This is a genomic window from Longimicrobium sp., from assembly GCF_048594345.1.
Taxonomy (GTDB): domain Bacteria; phylum Gemmatimonadota; class Gemmatimonadetes; order Longimicrobiales; family Longimicrobiaceae; genus Longimicrobium.
On the sequence record NZ_JBMDXM010000126.1, the window covers coordinates 1 to 17,108 of the forward strand.

The following is a 17,108-nucleotide window of genomic DNA, read 5'->3' on the forward strand; positions in this document are numbered from 1 at the left end:
GTCGATGCGGGATCGAAGTCCACCTCCCCCAGGGTTTTTGGGGGGAGGTGCGAGCCTGAGCGAGTAAGGGGGCGCCCCGCGGATGAAGTTCGATGCCAGTCGTCGATCACTGAAGTTCTCCCCTCTCCGTGAGGAACGAACGGGGAGGGGCCGGGGGAGGGGCACCGCGAGGATGCAGTTCGATGCCTGTTGAGTCGGCTCCGATCCGCGGCGTTGTCGTCCGAACGGCCCGCAACCTGCTGCCCGGGAGGGAAACGCATGAACCCGGGCTGCTATCCAAGGCCATGATCAAGATACGCGTACAGAGCCTGGGGCTCGACCAGACCACCAAGTCGCCGGTGGTGATCCTGCAGGAGGAAGGGGGCCCGCGCGTCCTTCCCATCTGGATCGGTCCGGCGGAGGCGAGCGCCATCGCCATGGAGCTGGCGGGGATGAAGTTTCCCCGGCCGCTCACGCACGACCTGTTTCCGCTGCTCATCCGCGGGCTGGGGGGCACGCTCACGCGCGTCCTCATCACCCGCGTGCACGACAACACCTACTACGCCGAGCTGGTCATCACCCGCGGTGACGAGGTGTTTACGGTGGATGCGCGTCCGTCGGACAGCATCGCCATCGCGCTGCGCACCGAGGCGCAGCTGTTCACCACCGAGGACCTGCTGACCAACGCGGCCATCGAGATGCCCCCCGGCCAGGCGGCGGATTTTTCCGCGCCCGTCATCGAGGAGGGCGGCGAGACGCCGGAAGGGCCGCAGCCGGGGCTGAACCCCGAGCAGCTCAAGGAGTACCTCCGCAAGCTGGACCCCGAAGACCTGGGACGCTTCAACCCGTGACCGACCGAACCCCGCCGGAGCGGGCGGCGCGCAGAACCGCGCGCCGCCCGCTCTCGCTGATGCACCTGCTCGCTGCCGCGCTCGCGGCGGCGCTTTCGTTTTCGTCCGCCGCGCACGCGCAGGCCACGCTCAACGGCCGCGTGGTCAAGAGCGGCACGCCCGTGCCCGGCGCGCCCGTGGAGCTGCACCGCGTGGCCCGCGACACCAGCGGCCTGATCGCCCGCACCGTCAGCGATGCGGCGGGCCGCTTCACCTTTCCGGTGCCCCCCGCGGACACCGGCGGCTTCAACGTCGTTTTTGCTACGGCGATGGTGGAGGGTGTGCGCTACTTTGGCCCCGCGCTGCACCCCGGCGACCCGGGGACGGGGTACCAGGTGGTGGCGTACGACACCACCTCGTCGAAGGGGGCGATCGACTCGCTGCGCGTGAGCCGGCGGGACGTGATCCTGGTGGCGGGGCAGCGCGGCGGATGGGAGATCGCGGAGGTGGTGCGCGTGGAGAACCCGCTGACGCGCACCGTCGTGGGCGACGGCGGCAAGCCGGTTTTCGGTCTGCCGATTCCGCCGGGCGCGACGGACTTTCAGACGGACGATCCGGCGATGTCGGAGTCCGCGGAAGAGCGGCCGCGCGACCTGCTGCTGATGGGGGGCCGCGTGGTGGCGACGGTGCCGCTGACGCCCGGTGGACGCGACTTCTTTTTCCGCTACCGCATGCCGGCGGGGACGGGGACCCTGGCGCTGCCGCTCTCCGGCCGCACGGACACGCTGGCGCTGTACGTCCGCCAGCCCGCCCCCGGCGTATCGGTGCAGGGGCTGCCCAAGGGCGAGCCGTTCGAGGCGGAGGGCGAGCAGTTCATGCGCTACACGGGGACGGCGCTGGCGCCGGACGCCAAGGTGGCGGTGCGCTGGCGCGGCAACGGCGGTGCGCCGGTGGACCCGCGGCTGGCGGCGGGCGTGGTGACGGCGCTGGTGCTGGTGGCGGGTGCATGGTTTGCGCTGCGCCGCCGCCCGCCGGCAGCGACCGCCGCCTGAGCGGACGCGGACCATGGCGCTGGCCACCACCCGGGCGCTGGTGCTGCAGTCGTTTCCGTACAGCGAAACCAGCAAGGTGCTGCGGCTGTACACGCTGGAGCACGGACTTCGCTCGGTGATGGCCAAGGGCGCGCTGCGGCCCAAAAGCCGCTACGGCGGGGTGCTGGAGCCGTTCACCGAGGGGACGGCCACCTTCTACCTGAAGGAAGGCCGCGACCTGCACACGCTGAGCGGCTTTGACCTGGTGCGCAGCCGGCAGGGGCTGGGGCGCTCGCTGGTGGGCTTCGCCGGCGCCTCGCTGCTGGCGGAGATCGTGATGCGCACGGGGACGGAGGAGCCACACCCCGCGCTGTACGAAACGCTGGTGCAGGCGTGGGACGTGGTGGCCGCGGCGGAGGGCCCGGCGCGGGCGCTGGCGGCGTCGCTGGCGGGGGCGTGGAGCCTGGTGGTGCTGCTGGGCTTTGAGCCGCAGGCGGGCGCGTGCGTGGTCTGCGGCCGCGAGGTGGAGGACGACGAGCCCGTCCGCTTCGACGCCCACGCGGGCGGGGTGGCGTGCACCCTCTGCCGTCCCGCGGGCCGCGTGCTGGACCCGGTGAGCCGCGCGGAGCTGCGGCGGCTGCTGCTGGGCGAGGTGCCGGAGGGGGGCGTGGCGCGGCCCCGGACGCAGGGAGCGCTGCTGCGGGCGTTTCTGGAGGCGCAGCTGAGCCAGGAACGGCCGTTCCGCTCGCTGGAGCTGTTCCTGGAGAGCGTGGCGACCGTTCCGCCGGGCCGGGGAGGCGGAGAGGACGGGGCGGGGGACGACGCGCGGGGCGGGGCGGACGCGGGGGCGGGGCTCGCTTGACCACGCGCCCGCCGCGCCGGTATGTTGACGGCGCATCCCACGCATGAACGCACAAAAGGGTCTACGGAGGAGCAACCACGCGCAAAACCTGGTGAACAGAAAGGTGCTGATGCTTCGCGCACCCACTGTTCTGCTCCTCCTGTGGCTGGTCTGCGGCTGCCTGTCTCCACCCGGCGCCGGCGCGCAGGGCCCCGGCGCCCCGGGATCCCAGTCCAGGGGCTTTCGCCTGGAGCAGAACTACCCCAACCCGGCAAACCCGGACACCTACATTCCCTTCATTCTGGAGGCAAGCCTGTTCGAGGGCGGAGAACCCCCGGTGGTCTCCATCCGCGTGATCAACATGTTCAACCACCAGGTCGCCGTCCCCCGGGCGGTTGCGCACCCCCGCGGAAGCAACGTGCCGGTGCTCAACCTGCGGTACACGGAGGCGGGGCGTAAGGTGGCGTACTGGGACGGGCGGGACATGACGGGCAAGCGGGTACCCACGGCGACGTACTACATCGTGCTGCAGGTGGGCAGCCACGTGGAATACGCGCGATTCACCGTCTCGGCCCCAAGGCGCAGGTCACGGCTCCTGCCCTTTTTCCGCCGCCGCGGCGACGAATGAAGGCCGGTCTCTCGCGAGGCCGGCCTTTCTTCTTCGTCGAGTTCGCAAAAGAATAGGCCTCACACGGAGTCAACGGAGTTAACGGAGTTCGCTCGTGCCGTTTCCTCTCATTCTGCGGTTCGGCAAAAGGAAGAGGCTATAGAGCGGTGGATGTTCTCGGCGTCGCACCGGCACAGGTCGATCACACCACCTGATGCTGATCCTGATGCTGATACCAAATCCGGAACAAGAACATCGGAAGGTACAGAGGGACGGAGAACAGCCAGAGGAACAGAGGTGATCCGCATTTCTCCTCTGTTCCTCTGGCATTTCTCTGTTCCTCTGTACCCTGACCTCTGTTTCATGTAGTCCGACTTGAGGTGAGGTATTGCGGGATGTGGTATGATCATGATGCGCGATCTGAGGAACCATCCACTCCACGGTAGGAAGTGGGCGGCACAAGCGCTGGGAGGATCGTCTTTTCCGGATTGGATGGAAGCTGCCTGCCGCGGATTGAATGTTAGATGGAAATCGTCGCCTCGTCTGACGCCACGTCGCGCGCGAGCTGGGCGAACGCGGCGGCGGCACCGGACAGGCCTTCGCGGCGGTGGCAGAGAGCAATGGTGGCCTGCCGAGACTGGTCGCGGAGCGGGCGGACGGAGATCTCGCCCCAGCGGATCCGCTCGAACGAGCGCGGCACCAGCGCGACACCCAGCCCGGCCTGCACCAGGCTCAGCTCCGTAAGCCACTCGCGCGCCTGCTGCACCACGCGCGGCAGAAATCCGGCATCCCTGCACGTGAGCAGCACCTGGTCGTACAGCGAGGGCGCGATCTCCCGCGGAAAGTGCACGAACGCCTCTCCCGCCAGCGCGCGAAGATCCACGACGTCCGCCGCCGCCAGCGGGTGCCCCGGCGGCAGGAGCACGGCCAGCGGCTCGTGAAACAGGGTGGAGTAGACCAGGTCCGGGCTGTCGCCGATCTCGCGGACGAACGCGACGTCCACCGCGCCCGTGCGGATGGACTCCACCTCCGCCGCGGGTGACAGCTCGCGCAGGTCCAGCGCGACGGCGGGAAAGCCTTCGCGGTAGTGCCGGATGATCTCGGAAAAGCGCGTAAGCACCGCGGAGGCGGCAAACCCCACCGACAGCGCCCCGCTCTCGCCGCGCGCCATCCGTTGCGTGGCTTCGATGCCGCGCTCCATGCGCGCCAGCGTCTGCCGCGCCTCCTCCAGGAACACCCGCCCCGCGTCTGTCAGCGCCACTTGCGGCCTTCGCTCCACCAGCACGCATCCGATGGCCTCTTCCAGCGCGCGAATCTGCTGGCTGAGCGCGGGCTGCGCGATCCGCAGCCTGCGCGCGGCCCGCCCAAAGTGCAGCTCTTCGGCGAGTGCGACAAAGTAGCGCAGGTGGCGCAGGTGGACGCGCGTGCTCATAAGCATTGCCTATCATCTGCGTTCGCGACGTGTATTTCCCTTATCAACCTGCGTGCGCTATCCTGCCTGTGCAACCTTCCTCATCCGCCGCACGCACGAGCGCGATCTCTCCCGTTCAGCCTTCACAGAACCAGAACCATGACCGTCGATGGAGTGATGCGCGGCGCCGGCACGTCCGGGCCCGGAGCGACCCGCGCAAGGTGGATCGCCCCCGTGCCGCGGGCGGTGGTTTGCGCGGCGGGGCTGCTGCTGGCCGCCTGCACCACGCGGACGGCGGGGGCGGGGAGCGCGCCACCGCCAGCCGCCGCGGCGGCGCAGCCGGCGGAGAAGACGGTGCCGGTGGCGGATCATCACACGCACCTCTTCAACCTCTCCATCGCGCGCGTCTATCGGCCGCCGGTGATCCCGGGCGTGCAACTGCCGGAGGGTCTGGACCGGCTGCTGCGCGCGCGGGAGGCGAGCTGGAACGACACGCTGGCCCTGGCCGCGCTGTACACCGAGGACAGCGCGCTGCTGGACACGCGCGGGCCGCGGTGGATCCAGGGCCGCGGTCCGGCCGCCAGCTACATCGGCACGCTGTACGCGCAGCCGTACCGCATCGCGCCGATCGGCTATGCGGCAAACGACTCCACGGGCCACATCACCGGCTACTTTACGTCCCCTGACGAGGCGTCGCGGATCTTTGGCTACGTGCACCTGTCGCTGCGGCGCGGGTCGGACGGCGCGTGGCGCATCGCGGCCGAGTCGGCCACCTTTGCGGAACCCAACTATCCGGACCCGTTCACGGCCGACAAGCTGATTGCCCTGCTGGACGCGGCCGGGATCCGCCGGGCGGCGGTGCTTTCCACCGCGTACTGGTTTGGAAGCGGGACCGGGCCGGCGGAAGCGGGCGAGTACGAAAAGGTGCGGGCGGAGACGGAGTGGGTGGCGGAGCAGGTGGGACGGTATCCGGACCGGCTGGTGGGCCTGTGCAGTTTCAATCCGCTCAAGGACTATGCGCTGGACGCGCTGGCCCGGTGCGCCGCCGACCCGCGCTTTCGGGGATTGAAGCAGCACTTTGGCGATTCGGGGGTGGACCTGCGCAACCCGGAGCACGTCGCCGCCGTGCTGCGCGTGTTTCGCGCCGCGAACGAACACCGGCTGCCGATCGTGGTGGACCTGCGGACGTCCGATCCGGCGTATGGGGCTCAGCACTCCCGGATCTTTCTGGACAGCCTGGTGGCGGCCGCGCCCGACATCGCCATCCAGATCGCGCACCTGGCAGGGAGCGGCCCGGGCTACAACTCCGACGAGGCGTTCGCGGTGTTCGCCGAGGCGGCGGCCGCCGGCGATCCGCGGATGCGGAACGTCTACACCGACGTGGCGACCGTCGTCACGCTCTTCCAGACCGCCGACGAGCTGGCGCTGATCGCGAGGCGGCTGCGCCAGTTCGGGCTGCAGCGCGTGCTGTACGGCAGCGACCATCCCGCATCCACCGAGATCACTCCCGAAACCGGCTGGCTGTTCTTTCGCCGCCTGCCGCTCACCGACGGGGAGTTCCGTACCATCGCCCACAACCTCGCTCCGTACCTGCGCTGAGGTCCTGAAAAGAATGGGCCTCACACAGAGTCAGCAGAGTCAACAGAGTTCGCTCGTGCCGTTTCCTCTGCTCTCGCGGTGCGAAGCCCGTTGATGGGAGATGTCGGTAACGAGAGGGAGATGGAATGCGGCAGGGGGCCATCCGCGTTCTTGGGGAGAGGCCTGTAGATCGGTGGATGCTCTCTGTGGCGCACGGGAGCGAGTCGATCGATCCACCTGATGCGCGATCTGGAGAACCATCCGCCCACTCCACGCGATCGGGCGACGGATCAAAGAAAGACCCTCCCCCGCGCCGCGGAGGAGGGCCCCTCGTCATCCAACGTACTTTCGTACCTTCGTACTCTCGTACCTTCGTACTCTCGTACCTTCGTACTCTCGTACCTTCGTACTCTCGTACCTTCGTACTCTCCTACCTTCGTACTCCGTACCGCCGTACCCGCCGTCAGTCAATCAGGTACAGGAACCGGCCGCAGCTCTGGCAGGTGCGCACTTCCTCGTTGCGGTCGGCGTCGGAGGCAAGCGCGGTGGGCACCTGCACAAAGCAGCCGTAGCAGGTGCCGCGGATCACCGGCACCACCACGCGGGGGTGCTTGGCCTGCATGCGCTGCAGCCGGCCGCGCACCTGCGGGGGGAGCGAGGCCTCCATCTCGGCGACCTTCTCGTCGATCTGCGACAGCGCGTTGTCGATGCCAAGCCCGAACACTGACTCCTGGACCTCGCGGTCGCCGCCCGTGGCTTCAAGCTCGCGCCGCTGCGTCTTGAGGTCCTGGATCTCCAGCAGCGTCTCAAGGTGGGGATGCATTCTCGTATCCGTTCGTTCAGGCGCCCTTTTCTTCCAGCAGCGCCAGGAACTCCCTGGGTGACTGCACGCTCGCCAGCCGCCCGGGGACGTCGGCCTCCTTGACGAACCCGGCGATCTTGCCCAGCACCGGCAGGTACTGGTTCGACACCTCCAGCGGCGGCGCCACGATCAGGAAGAAGTACTGCACGGGCTGGTCGTCGATGGCCCGGTACTCGATAGGGTCGGCCTTGCGCCCGAACGCCACCCGCAGCCGGTTCACCACCAGCGAGCGGCAGTGCGGAATGGCGATCCCCTTGCCGATCCCCGTGCTGCCCAGGTTCTCGCGACGCTTGAGCATCTTGAACAGGATGCCCTGGGACTTGTCGTCCAGCCCCAGAAGACCGATCAGCTCCTTGAGGATCTCGTCCTTGCTCGAGCCCTGAAGTTCCAGCTTGATCGCGTCCTCGGTAAAGAATTCACGAAGTTCCATATCTGCAAATCCCGTTGGACCATCGGCTTGTCAAAGCTCCAAAGCTACCGGAGACCGGGGAATGTAAGCGGACGCCTGTAGGCCGTCAAATCAAACGACTTACACGGGAACAACGGGGGAGGGGGCCAAGCCCGCGCGGACCCCCCGGACGGCGGCCCCAATCCGGTCCGGACGCGCGGCGTATGCGCGGCTGCAACTTGAACAGGTAACAGTTGCTTGCGCGGGAACACACGATTAAGCTGCGTGGCTCGCGTTCATGCACGGTTCGCTTTTCCGGTCCCTCCCCGCAAAGCAGTACTCGCCGTGATCCTCATCCACGTTCTTGGCGCGCCCGTCATTCGCCGGGCCGAAGGGCCCATTACCGGCCGCGCCGCGCACCGGCGGCGGCTGGCGCTCATCGCCATCCTGGCGGCGGCACGGGGGCGTCCGGTGGGCCGCGAGCGCATCATCGGCCTGCTCTGGCCCGAGAACCCCTCCGACGCCGCCCGCCACACGCTGTCCGAAGGGCTGTACGTGCTGCGCAAGGACCTGGGCGACGACGCGTTTGTCGTCATGGGCGACGAGGTGGCGCTGGACCCGGCCATCGCGCGCAGCGACCTGGACGACTTTGAGCAGGCGCTGGCGGACGGACGGTGGGAGGACGCGGTCAACGCGTACGGTGGCCCGTTCCTGGACGGCTTCTACGTGGCCGACGCGGCGGAGTTCGAGCGCTGGGCCGAGGGCGAGCGCGACCGCCTGGCCCGCGGTTACGGGCGGGCGCTGGAAGAGCTGGCTGCCGCGGCGGAGGCCGTCGCCCCGATCCGGGCGGCGGAATGGTGGCGCCGGCTGCTGGCGCACGATCCCTTCAGCTCGCGCGTGGCGCTGCGGCTGGTGCGGGCGCTGGCGTGCGGGGGCGAGCGTGCGGCGGCGCTGCGCGCGGCCGAGGCGCACGTCGTTCTGCTTCGCGAGGAGCTGGGCGTGGGCCCGGAGCCGGAGCTCGCCTCGCTCATCGAGGACCTGCGCAGCGAGCCCCCGGCGCCCCCACCCCGGCCGCCGCGCCCCGCCGCCGCACCGGCCCCGCCGCCTCCATCGGCCGGTCCGGTGGATGAGGACGATGCACCCGCGCCCGATCCCGTCGCCCCCTCCGCCGGTCCCGCCGCCGTCCTGGCCGGTTCCGCCGTCTCCGCCGATCGGGACGCGCGGGCCGCGGCGGCCGATCCACCGGGCGCGGCGCGGACGGCGACGCCTGCGTCTGCCGAGTCGGATGACCGTCCCGCGCGGCGCCGGAAGCGGCGGTTCGGCTTTGCGGCGGCGGGGCTGGTGGCGGTGGCGCTGGTCCTGGCCGCGCTGGCCGCTCGGCGCGATCCGGCGCCGCGGGCGGAGCCCCGGTTCGATCCGCGCCGCATCGCCGTGCTGTACCTGGACGACTACAGCCCGGGCGGGGAGCTGCAGTACCTGGCCAACGGGCTTACGGAGATGCTGATCCACGAGCTTAGCCAGGTGCAGGCGCTGGACGTGGTGTCGCGCAACGGCGTGAAGCCGTACCGCGAGGGAAGCGTGCCCTTCGACAGCATGGTGGCCGACCTGCGGGTGGGGAGCGTGGTGGAGGGGAGCGTGCAGCGCTCCGGCGACAGCGTGCGCGTGGTGGTGCAGCTGATCGACGGCAACACGCACTCGCACCTGGTGAGCCGCGTGGTGATTCGCCCCCTGGGCGACGTGCTGGCCCTGGAGCGTGCGGTGTCGGAAGAGGTGAGCGGCTTTCTGCGGGAGCAGCTGGGCGCCAGCATCCGGCAGCGCGAGGCGGTGGGGGGAACGCGCAGCCCCGCCGCGCTGGAGCTGGCGCTGCGCGGCGAGCAGGCGTACGCGGACGCGGTGGCGCTGCACCGCAGCAGCAACCCCGACGACGTGGCGTCGGCGCTGCGCGCCCTGGACGGCGCGGACGCGCTGCTGGCGCGCGCCGAGGCCGCGGACCCGCGCTGGTGGCGCCCCACCCTTGCCCGCGCGTGGGTGGCCCTGCAGACGGCCTCGTGGAGCGAGGGAATGCGCCGCGCCATGGAGTTCGACAGCGCGGCGGCCCGCGCGGAGCGGGTGCTGGCCCGCGACCCGGCCAACGCGCGGGCGCTGGAGGTGCGGGGGACGGCGCTCTGGTTCCGCTCGGTGGACCCGGGCTCCGAGACGGCCACGCTGCAGCGGGCGTCCGAGCGCGACCTGCGCGCCGCCGTGGCGGCGGATCCGGAGCTGGCGAGCGCGTGGGGAACGCTCAGCTTTCTGTACTACGTGCAGGCGCGCTTCGCGGAAAGCGCGCAGACCGCCGAAAAGGCGCTGGAGCACGACGCGTGGCTGGAGCACGCCGACGACGTGCTGGAGCGCCTGTTCTTCTCCCAGCTTTCCATCGGCGACTACCGCGCCGCCGCCGAAACCTGCGAGCGAGGCCGGCGCGCCCGTCCGCGCGACTGGCGCTTCGTGGAGTGCCGGCTGACGCTGCTGCGCGAAGACCGCTCGCGCCCCGCCGACCCCGCGGCGGCCTGGCGGCTGGTGGCCGAGCTGGACGCGCTCGACCCGCCGCCCCGCGCCGCCGCCACCGGCCGCACCTACGCACCCATCTACCGCCGCCTGGTGGCCGCCGCGGTTTCCGCCCGCGCGGGTCAGGCCGACAGCGCCCGGGCCGTGCTGGCCCGGGCGCGGCTGGACGCCGCCGCCGACCCCGAGTCGCGGGTGTCGATGCCCTACGACGAGGCGTACATCCTTTTGCTGCTGGGGGAGCGTGCGCAGGCCCGCGAACGTCTGGAGGTGTACCTGGCCCAGCGTCCGGAGATGCGCGCCTTTACCGCCCGCGACCCGCTGATGCGCGAGCTGCTCACCTCCTCGCCTTCGCGATGAACTGGCGGGCGGAGGTCACCGCCGTCCGTCCCGAGGCCCCCGCGCCGTGCACCATGGCGATCTCGGCGGTGGCGACGCTCTCCTCCAGCGACACCCAGGCGGACTTGGGCATGTGCACCAGGGCGTACACCTCCTGGTTTCCGTCGTCCAGCAGCGTCGGACCGAGGACCGGACCCGGGGCCACCTGCAGGCCGCCCGCGCCCGCGGACACGTTGTCGGTCCATGAGAGCGCGATCAGGCCCAGGTCCACCAGCCCCGCGAAGCCGTCTACCGAAGCGTAGTACGGCAGCATGAACTGCTCGATCGCCCCGGTGCTCCAGAACACCGCATCGCACGTCCCCGCAAGGTCTACGGGGGCGGTGCCGCCCGGCGCCTGCAGCCACACCCCCACCGGAAGCAGCCGCTCCGGGGGAACGGTCTGGTTGTGGACGGGGATTACGATCTGGCTTCCCACCACCGGGGGAAGGGTGGCGCTAGGCGCGTTGTAGGTCCCCGTGGCGGGATCGTACAGAAAGTACATGGGCCCGCCCGTCAGCGAGGCCGACCACTCGGCCACTCCGCGCAGGCCGCTGTACCCGGGAAGGGAAACGGCGGCGGGCGTGGGCAGGGGGCGTACGTACGGCACGGTCAACGGATCCATCTCCACCGGCACGTCCGGGTCGAACTCGGCGATGTACCCGGAGACCGGAAGCGCGCCGACCGTGCCGGCGTCTTCACCCTCGGTGCGCAGGAACGCCACCCACAGCGGCTCGATCGGCGTGGGCCCTCCGGGCGCGGACCAGGTCACGTGCAGCATGGCGAACACCCGTGCCCCCTGGGCCGAGCCGTTCCACGCCCGCCGCAGCAGCGCCAGCTCGTCGCTCGCGAACGATCCCGCGCACGATGCGCAGTACGGCTGCACGAACTTCATCACGGCGGCTTCGGACCAGAACACCGCGTCGGCGTGAAAATCCAGCGCGTCCAGCGAAACCAGCTGCCGCGTGCCGTCCGGCGTGGTCCAGGGCACCTGCAGGGTCAGGTAGGACAGCGAGGGACGCTTGGTCCTGTTGACGGTGGGGATCAGAATGCCGTCCGGCGGCGGCTGGTGCTCCGGCGGAACCAACTCCACGACGCTGCCGTTGAAGGTGAACACGGACTCTCCGCTGGGCTGGCCCAGGGCAGCCTCGGCCAGCAGGCGCAGCTGCCGGTAATCGAGCGGTGTGACGGGCATGGCTGGTTTCTCCGGGTATGATGGTGACGATCGTGGTGACTCGGGCCCGCGTGATCGAATGTCGCTGGCGGCCCGGCGGCCCGTGGCCGCATCGTCGGGGAGCACTATGGCGCGGGCGCATCAAGCCCCTTTCCGGGTTCGCCTCAATCCCCCTCTCAACCTCCCCCTCTCCGCATCCGATCAACTCATCCAACCTGTTGACATACAAGCGATTTCGAAGTTTTTATCTTCGGCCAAAAAGAATGGCCTCACACGGAGTTAACGGAGTCAACGGAGTTTTTCTCGTGCCGTTTCCTCCGCGCTTGCGCGGGGTGGCGGACCGCATGGCACCGGGCGACGAGGCACGAGCCGGCGTGGGATATCGGGAACGGGAGGTAGATGGAATGCGGCAGGGAGCCATCCGCGTTTTTGGGAGAGGTCTGTAGATCGGTGGATGATCTCTGTGGCGCACGGGAGCGGGCCGATCGATCCACCTGATGCGCGATCTGGAGAACCATCCGCCCACTCCATGGGAAGGCGGGACAGGATGAAACATGCGGACGGCGCGGGCGGCTGTAATTGGCTGGTCGGGGCGATCCTCGCGGTACGGAAGGTAGATTTCTCGTCGGCGCCACGGCCGCTGGTGCGGGCTGGGTTCACGCAGGCGCCTCCTCGAAATGACAGTTCGACATGATCGGACGGAGGACGGCTGCCCTCACATTTACTTATCTCCGGCTCCACCCGTTCACCCTCACACCCGTTCACCCGTTCACCCGTTCACCCCCACACCCTCACACCCTCACACCCTCACACCCTCACACCAGTCCACTCTGTTCCCAAGCTGGCGCAATCGGCCCCGTTGCCGCCGCCAATCCGCGCCGGTACATTCCCGCCCTCACCAGCACGTTCCCATGGCGCCGCCGCACGGGCGCGCCGCTCCCGCAGGCTCCCGCATCCACCGCTCGATGGCGTCGGACGACACCCCGCTGATGCAGCAGTGGCGCGAAGTAAAGGCGCGCCACCCGGATGCGTTCATCTTCATGCGCGTCGGCGACTTCTACGAGCTGTTCAACGAAGACGCGGTCGAGGGGAGCAAGCTCCTGGACCTGACGCTCACCGCGCGCAACAACGGCAGCAGCAAGGCGCCGCTGGCGGGCATTCCCGCGCACGCGCTGGAAAACTACCTGCGGCGGCTGGTGGGCTTCGGGAAGAAGGTCGCGATCTGCGACCAGGTGGAGGACCCCGCGCTGGCCAAGGGCCTCGTCCGCCGCGAGGTGACGGAGATGGTGACGCCCGGCGCCGTGTTCAGCGACGCGCTGCTGGACGCCCGCCGCAACAACTACCTGGCCGCCGTCGCCGGCGACGCGGCGGGGGAGGGAATGCTGGGCCTGGCGCTGGCCGACCTGACCACGGGGGAGCTGAGCGCGCGGGCGGTGCACTGGGACCAGCTGGCGGACGTGCTGGGGATCTGGCAGCCCGCGGAGCTGCTGCTGCCGCGCACCTGGGAGCTGTTCCCCATCCCGGGGACCCACGAGGTGACGCGCACCTACCGCGGCGACTGGCTGTTCGACCCACGCGGCGCGGGCGAGGAGCTGTGCCGCCACTTTCGCGTGGCCAACCTGGCCGGCTACGGCTTCGAGTCGGACGACGGGTGGCTGGCCGCGGCGTGCGGCGCGCTGGTCTCGTACCTGGGCGAGGTGCAGCCGGCCGGCTTTGCGGGGCTGCGGCCGCCGCACGTGGAGCGCCCCGGCGGCTTCATGGCGCTGGACGAGATGACGCGCCGCAACCTGGAGCTGGTGGAGACGCTGCGCGGCACCGGCCCGGACGGAACGCTGCTGGGCGTGCTGGACGAGGCGTGCACGCCCATGGGAAGCCGCCTGCTGCGCCGCTGGCTGCTGTCGCCGCTGGTGGAAACCGTGCGCATCGACGCGCGGCTGGACGCGGTGGCGGAGCTGGTGGAGGGCGACGCCATGCGCCGCTCCGTCCGCGACGCGCTGGGGGGCGTGCGCGACCTGGAGCGCCTGGCGGTCAAGGTGGGCGCCGGCCGGGCCACGCCGCGGGAGATGCTGGCCCTCTCCGCGTCCCTTTCCCGCCTGCCCAAGCTGATCGACGCGCTGTCGGGGCTGGAGCGGGGGATGCTGTGGATCCACCGCGAGGGGATCGACCCGCTGGTGGACGTGCGCGAGGCCATCGACCGCGCCATCGACCCCGAGGCGCCCGTCTCCGTGGCCGACGGCGGGGTCATCCGCACGGGCTTCAACCCCGACCTGGACGAGCTGCGGGGGATCCGCGACGGCGCGGTGGAGTTCATCGCGCGGCTGCAGGCCACGGAGCGCGAGCAGACCGGCATCAACACGCTCAAGGTGGGCTTCAACCGCGTCTTCGGGTACTACCTGGAGGTCACGCGCAACCAGTCCGAGCGCGTCCCGGGGCACTATCACCGCAAGCAGACGCTGGCCAACGCCGAGCGCTACTACACGGCGGAGCTCAAGGAGTGGGAGGAGAAGGTCCTCGGCGCCGAGGAGCGCATCGGCTCGCTGGAGCAGCGGCTGTTCGCGGAACTGCGCGAGGCGGCCTCGCGCGAGGTGCGGCGCATTCAGGCGGTGGCGGACAACGTGGCGTCGCTGGACGTTCTCGCCGCGCTGGCGGAGGTGGCGGTGCGCCGCGACTTCACCCGCCCCCACGTGGACGTGGAGAACGTGCTGGAGATCCGCGGCGGCCGGCACCCCGTCGTGGAGACGATGATGCCGCGCGAGGACTTTATCCCCAACGACGTGCGGCTGGACGACGATGCGCGGGTGATGATCCTTACCGGACCCAACATGGCCGGTAAGTCGACGATTCTCCGTCAGGTGGGATTGATCCAGCTGCTGGCGCAGATCGGCTCGTTCGTCCCGGCGCGGGCGGCCCGCGTGGGGATCGCGGACCGCATCTTCACGCGCGTGGGCGCGTCGGACAACCTGGTGCGCGGCCAGTCCACGTTCATGGTGGAGATGAACGAGACGGCGGCCATCCTCCACTCGGCCACCGACAAGTCGCTGGTGCTGCTGGATGAGATCGGCCGTGGCACCTCGACCTGGGACGGATTGTCCGTGGCCACGGCGACCACGGAGCACCTGCACGACGTCGTGGGCGCCAAGACGATCTTCGCGACGCACTACCACGAGCTCACGCGCCTGGCCGAGCGGCTGCCGCGGGTGGTGAACTTCAGCGTGGCCGTTCGGGAAGTGGGCGAGGACATCGTCTTTCTACGCCGCCTGGTGGAGGGCGGCGCGGACCGCTCGTACGGTGTGGAGGTGGCGCGGCTGGCGGGGTTGCCGGAGACGGTGGTGGAGCGCGCCCGGCAGGTGCTGCACGAGCTGGAGGAGCAGTCCGCCGCCCAGGGCCGCGCCGCCCCCCCGCCCGACGTGCAGCTGGGCCTTTTCGGGGACGGCCTGCCGCACCCCGTCGTCGAGCGCCTGCGCGGGGTGGACGTCGACGGCCTGACCCCGCTGCAGGCGCTGAATCTGCTGGCGGAGCTGAAGAAGGCCGCGCAGGGGTGAGCAACTTGCCTCGTCTTCAGCGTATGAGCAGGCTTGAAGTCGTGGCTCGCTGAAACAGTGTCCCAACCATTCTTATGATCGACCCAATTCTTTCGCTCGCGATTTCCGTACAGTCGAATCCGGGCGTGTACATGCTCCTGCTCGGCTCCGGCGTTTCTCGCGCGGCAGGCATCCCGACAGGCTGGGAAGTGGTGCTGGACCTGATCCGACGGCTCGCTCAGCTCAAAGGTGAAGATCCGAACCCTGATCCTGCTGCGTGGTACCGGCACACCTTTGGGGAGGAACCCGATTACTCGCGTCTGCTGGATGAGGTAGCGAAGTCGCCGGCAGAACGCCAGCAATTGCTCCGCTCCTACTTCGAACCTACAGAAGAAGAGCGTGAGGAACGCCTCAAATTACCCACCGCTGCGCACCGTGCAGTCGCGTCATTGGTAGCTAAAGGTTACGTGAAAGTGGTTCTTACAACCAACTTCGATCGGCTACTGGAGAAGGCGCTGGAGGCAGAAGGTATTACACCTACGGTGATCGATACGACGGATAAACTGAGCGGTGCTTTGCCGATAGTTCACAGTACGTGCACTGTTATCAAAGTGCACGGCGATTATCTCGACTCGCGGATTCGAAACACGCCCAAGGAATTGGAGCGTTATCCAGTTAAGATGGTTCGATTGCTGGACCGGGTGTTCGACGAGTTTGGCCTCATCGTTTGCGGCTGGTCTGCCGAGTGGGACATCGCGCTTCGCGCCGGAATAGAACGGTGTTCTACCCGGCGCTTTTCCGCGTACTGGGCTACCTTCGGTGAGCCTTCTCCGGCCGCGAAGAGTCTCATCGACCACCGTCGTGGACAAATAATCAGAATCTCCGGGGCGGACGCTTTCTTTGGTGACCTACTTGCGAAGGTAGAATCCCTTGAAAATCTCCGTTCTCCACACCCCCTATCTGCACAAGTTGCCGCAGCAACGGCGAAGCGTCTTCTGGTGGAGCCGCGCCATCGCATCCGCCTCCATGACCTCTTCACGGAAGAGACTGAGCGCGTCGCGTTAGGCATGAATCTTAATGTGTTTCCGACAAATGATGATTCGGACGCGATCTTTCTCGATCAGGTAGTCCGATATGAGAGTCTTTCAGAACCGCTTCGTGCGATGCTCTCTGCGGGGTGTTATTGGGGAGAGTCTTCACACAGCAGTTTGTGGAGACACTGTGTGGAACGACTGGCACGAATGGCCGGCGATGAAAGTGGATATCCCCGGTTGGCCAATCTAAGGCGCTATCCAGCTCTGCTCTGCATGTATGCTGGAGGTATTGCGGCGGTAGCTAACGAGAATTACGACGCGTTGAGAGCGATTTTGGTTACGGCCACGTTTCAAGAGCGCCATGCCGAAAGGCCCGTGATCAGATCACTTTACAACAATGAAGTGATGGATCCCGATGATGGTTTGAAGCTGCCGGGCAGCAGGAAGCGACATCCACCGTTGAGCGAGCATATCCACGCGGTGCTGCGGGAGAGTCTTCGGGGAGTAATCGCGGATGATGCCCGGTACACACGAATGTTCGACCGGTATGAGTATCTGCAAAGCATGGTGTACGCTGATCAAGAGCCAGAGGACGAATTCGCGAGTGGCTGGGTTCCGGTCGGTTCGTTTCTCTGGCGAGACCGCGATCCACGCACCGGTCTGATTTCCAGGCTTCGAACAGAGATCGAGTCAGCGGGCGCCGCTTGGCCTATGTTAAATACGGGATTCTTTAGAGGCTCGCTCGACCGCGCGCTCGCTGTACTGAAAACGACCGAAGAGCATACAAAAGCTGTACGGCGCCAGTACTACTTTCACTGACGGGATTGACCGGCCTGACCGGATCCGCACGCCCGTTTAAGGTGACCAAAAAGCACCCGCGCTCCAGTGATCCGGGCTGGTGCAGGATCAGGGTAACTGGATACGACGGGATTGCCG

General features: G+C 68.5%; 12 protein-coding genes. 8 read left to right on the top strand and 4 right to left on the bottom strand.

Translation table 11 applies throughout. From position 1 onward, the window contains the following. Positions 1-284: 284 nt before the first annotated feature. From ACOJUJ_RS14060 to ACOJUJ_RS14075, 4 genes are all read left to right on the top strand, one after another. Entirely contained in the window at positions 285-830 is a 546-nt protein-coding gene (locus ACOJUJ_RS14060) for a bifunctional nuclease family protein (RefSeq protein ID WP_420127521.1), read from the top strand. Further along, the gene (locus ACOJUJ_RS14065; protein WP_420127522.1) at positions 827-1,861 is read left to right on the top strand and encodes a hypothetical protein; all 1,035 of its coding nucleotides are present in this window, start codon (positions 827-829) and stop codon (positions 1,859-1,861) included. The genes ACOJUJ_RS14060 and ACOJUJ_RS14065 overlap by 4 nt, the downstream gene beginning before the upstream one ends. Positions 1,862-1,874: 13 nt before the next feature. Next, positions 1,875-2,702 (top strand): DNA repair protein RecO, encoded by an 828-nt coding sequence (recO, locus tag ACOJUJ_RS14070; RefSeq protein ID WP_420127523.1) that lies wholly within the window; start codon positions 1,875-1,877, stop codon positions 2,700-2,702. Positions 2,703-2,811: 109 nt separating this feature from the next. Then, positions 2,812-3,309 carry a hypothetical protein gene (locus ACOJUJ_RS14075; protein WP_420127524.1) on the top strand — a complete coding sequence of 166 codons (498 nt, stop codon included), beginning with the start codon at positions 2,812-2,814 and terminating at the stop codon, positions 3,307-3,309. A gap of 499 nt (positions 3,310-3,808) precedes the next feature. Here the strand turns inward: ACOJUJ_RS14075 and ACOJUJ_RS14080 are convergent, their stop codons facing one another. Continuing rightward, positions 3,809-4,720 (bottom strand): LysR substrate-binding domain-containing protein, encoded by a 912-nt coding sequence (locus tag ACOJUJ_RS14080; RefSeq protein ID WP_420127525.1) that lies wholly within the window; start codon positions 4,718-4,720, stop codon positions 3,809-3,811. A 138-nt stretch (positions 4,721-4,858) separates the two neighbouring features. Here ACOJUJ_RS14080 and ACOJUJ_RS14085 point away from each other — a divergent pair, with 138 nt between their 5' ends. Further along, the gene (locus ACOJUJ_RS14085; RefSeq protein WP_420127526.1) at positions 4,859-6,298 is read left to right on the top strand and encodes an amidohydrolase family protein; all 1,440 of its coding nucleotides are present in this window, start codon (positions 4,859-4,861) and stop codon (positions 6,296-6,298) included. A gap of 442 nt (positions 6,299-6,740) precedes the next feature. Here the strand turns inward: ACOJUJ_RS14085 and ACOJUJ_RS14090 are convergent, their stop codons facing one another. Further along, complete coding sequence (locus ACOJUJ_RS14090; protein WP_420127527.1) at positions 6,741-7,100, bottom strand: C4-type zinc ribbon domain-containing protein; 360 nt, start codon at positions 7,098-7,100, stop codon at positions 6,741-6,743. Positions 7,101-7,116: 16 nt separating this feature from the next. Further along, a complete protein-coding gene (locus tag ACOJUJ_RS14095; RefSeq protein ID WP_420127528.1) occupies positions 7,117-7,569 on the bottom strand; it encodes a PTS sugar transporter subunit IIA in 453 nt (150 codons plus the stop codon). A gap of 303 nt (positions 7,570-7,872) precedes the next feature. Here ACOJUJ_RS14095 and ACOJUJ_RS14100 point away from each other — a divergent pair, with 303 nt between their 5' ends. After that, positions 7,873-10,428, top strand: coding sequence for a BTAD domain-containing putative transcriptional regulator (locus tag ACOJUJ_RS14100; protein ID WP_420127529.1), 2,556 nt, complete (start codon positions 7,873-7,875; stop codon positions 10,426-10,428). Here ACOJUJ_RS14100 and ACOJUJ_RS14105 read toward each other — a convergent pair. Beyond that, positions 10,406-11,638, bottom strand: coding sequence for a hypothetical protein (locus tag ACOJUJ_RS14105; RefSeq protein ID WP_420127530.1), 1,233 nt, complete (start codon positions 11,636-11,638; stop codon positions 10,406-10,408). The two genes, ACOJUJ_RS14100 and ACOJUJ_RS14105, sit on opposite strands and share 23 nt — an antisense overlap. A gap of 890 nt (positions 11,639-12,528) precedes the next feature. On the opposite strand from ACOJUJ_RS14105, the gene mutS reads away from it, so the two are divergent. Together mutS and ACOJUJ_RS14115 are read left to right on the top strand one after the other, a co-directional pair. Next, positions 12,529-15,159, top strand: coding sequence for a DNA mismatch repair protein MutS (gene mutS, locus ACOJUJ_RS14110; protein WP_420127531.1), 2,631 nt, complete (start codon positions 12,529-12,531; stop codon positions 15,157-15,159). A gap of 74 nt (positions 15,160-15,233) precedes the next feature. Beyond that, positions 15,234-16,991 (top strand): SIR2 family protein, encoded by a 1,758-nt coding sequence (locus tag ACOJUJ_RS14115; RefSeq protein WP_420127532.1) that lies wholly within the window; start codon positions 15,234-15,236, stop codon positions 16,989-16,991. The last annotated feature ends 117 nt before the right edge of the window (positions 16,992-17,108 follow it).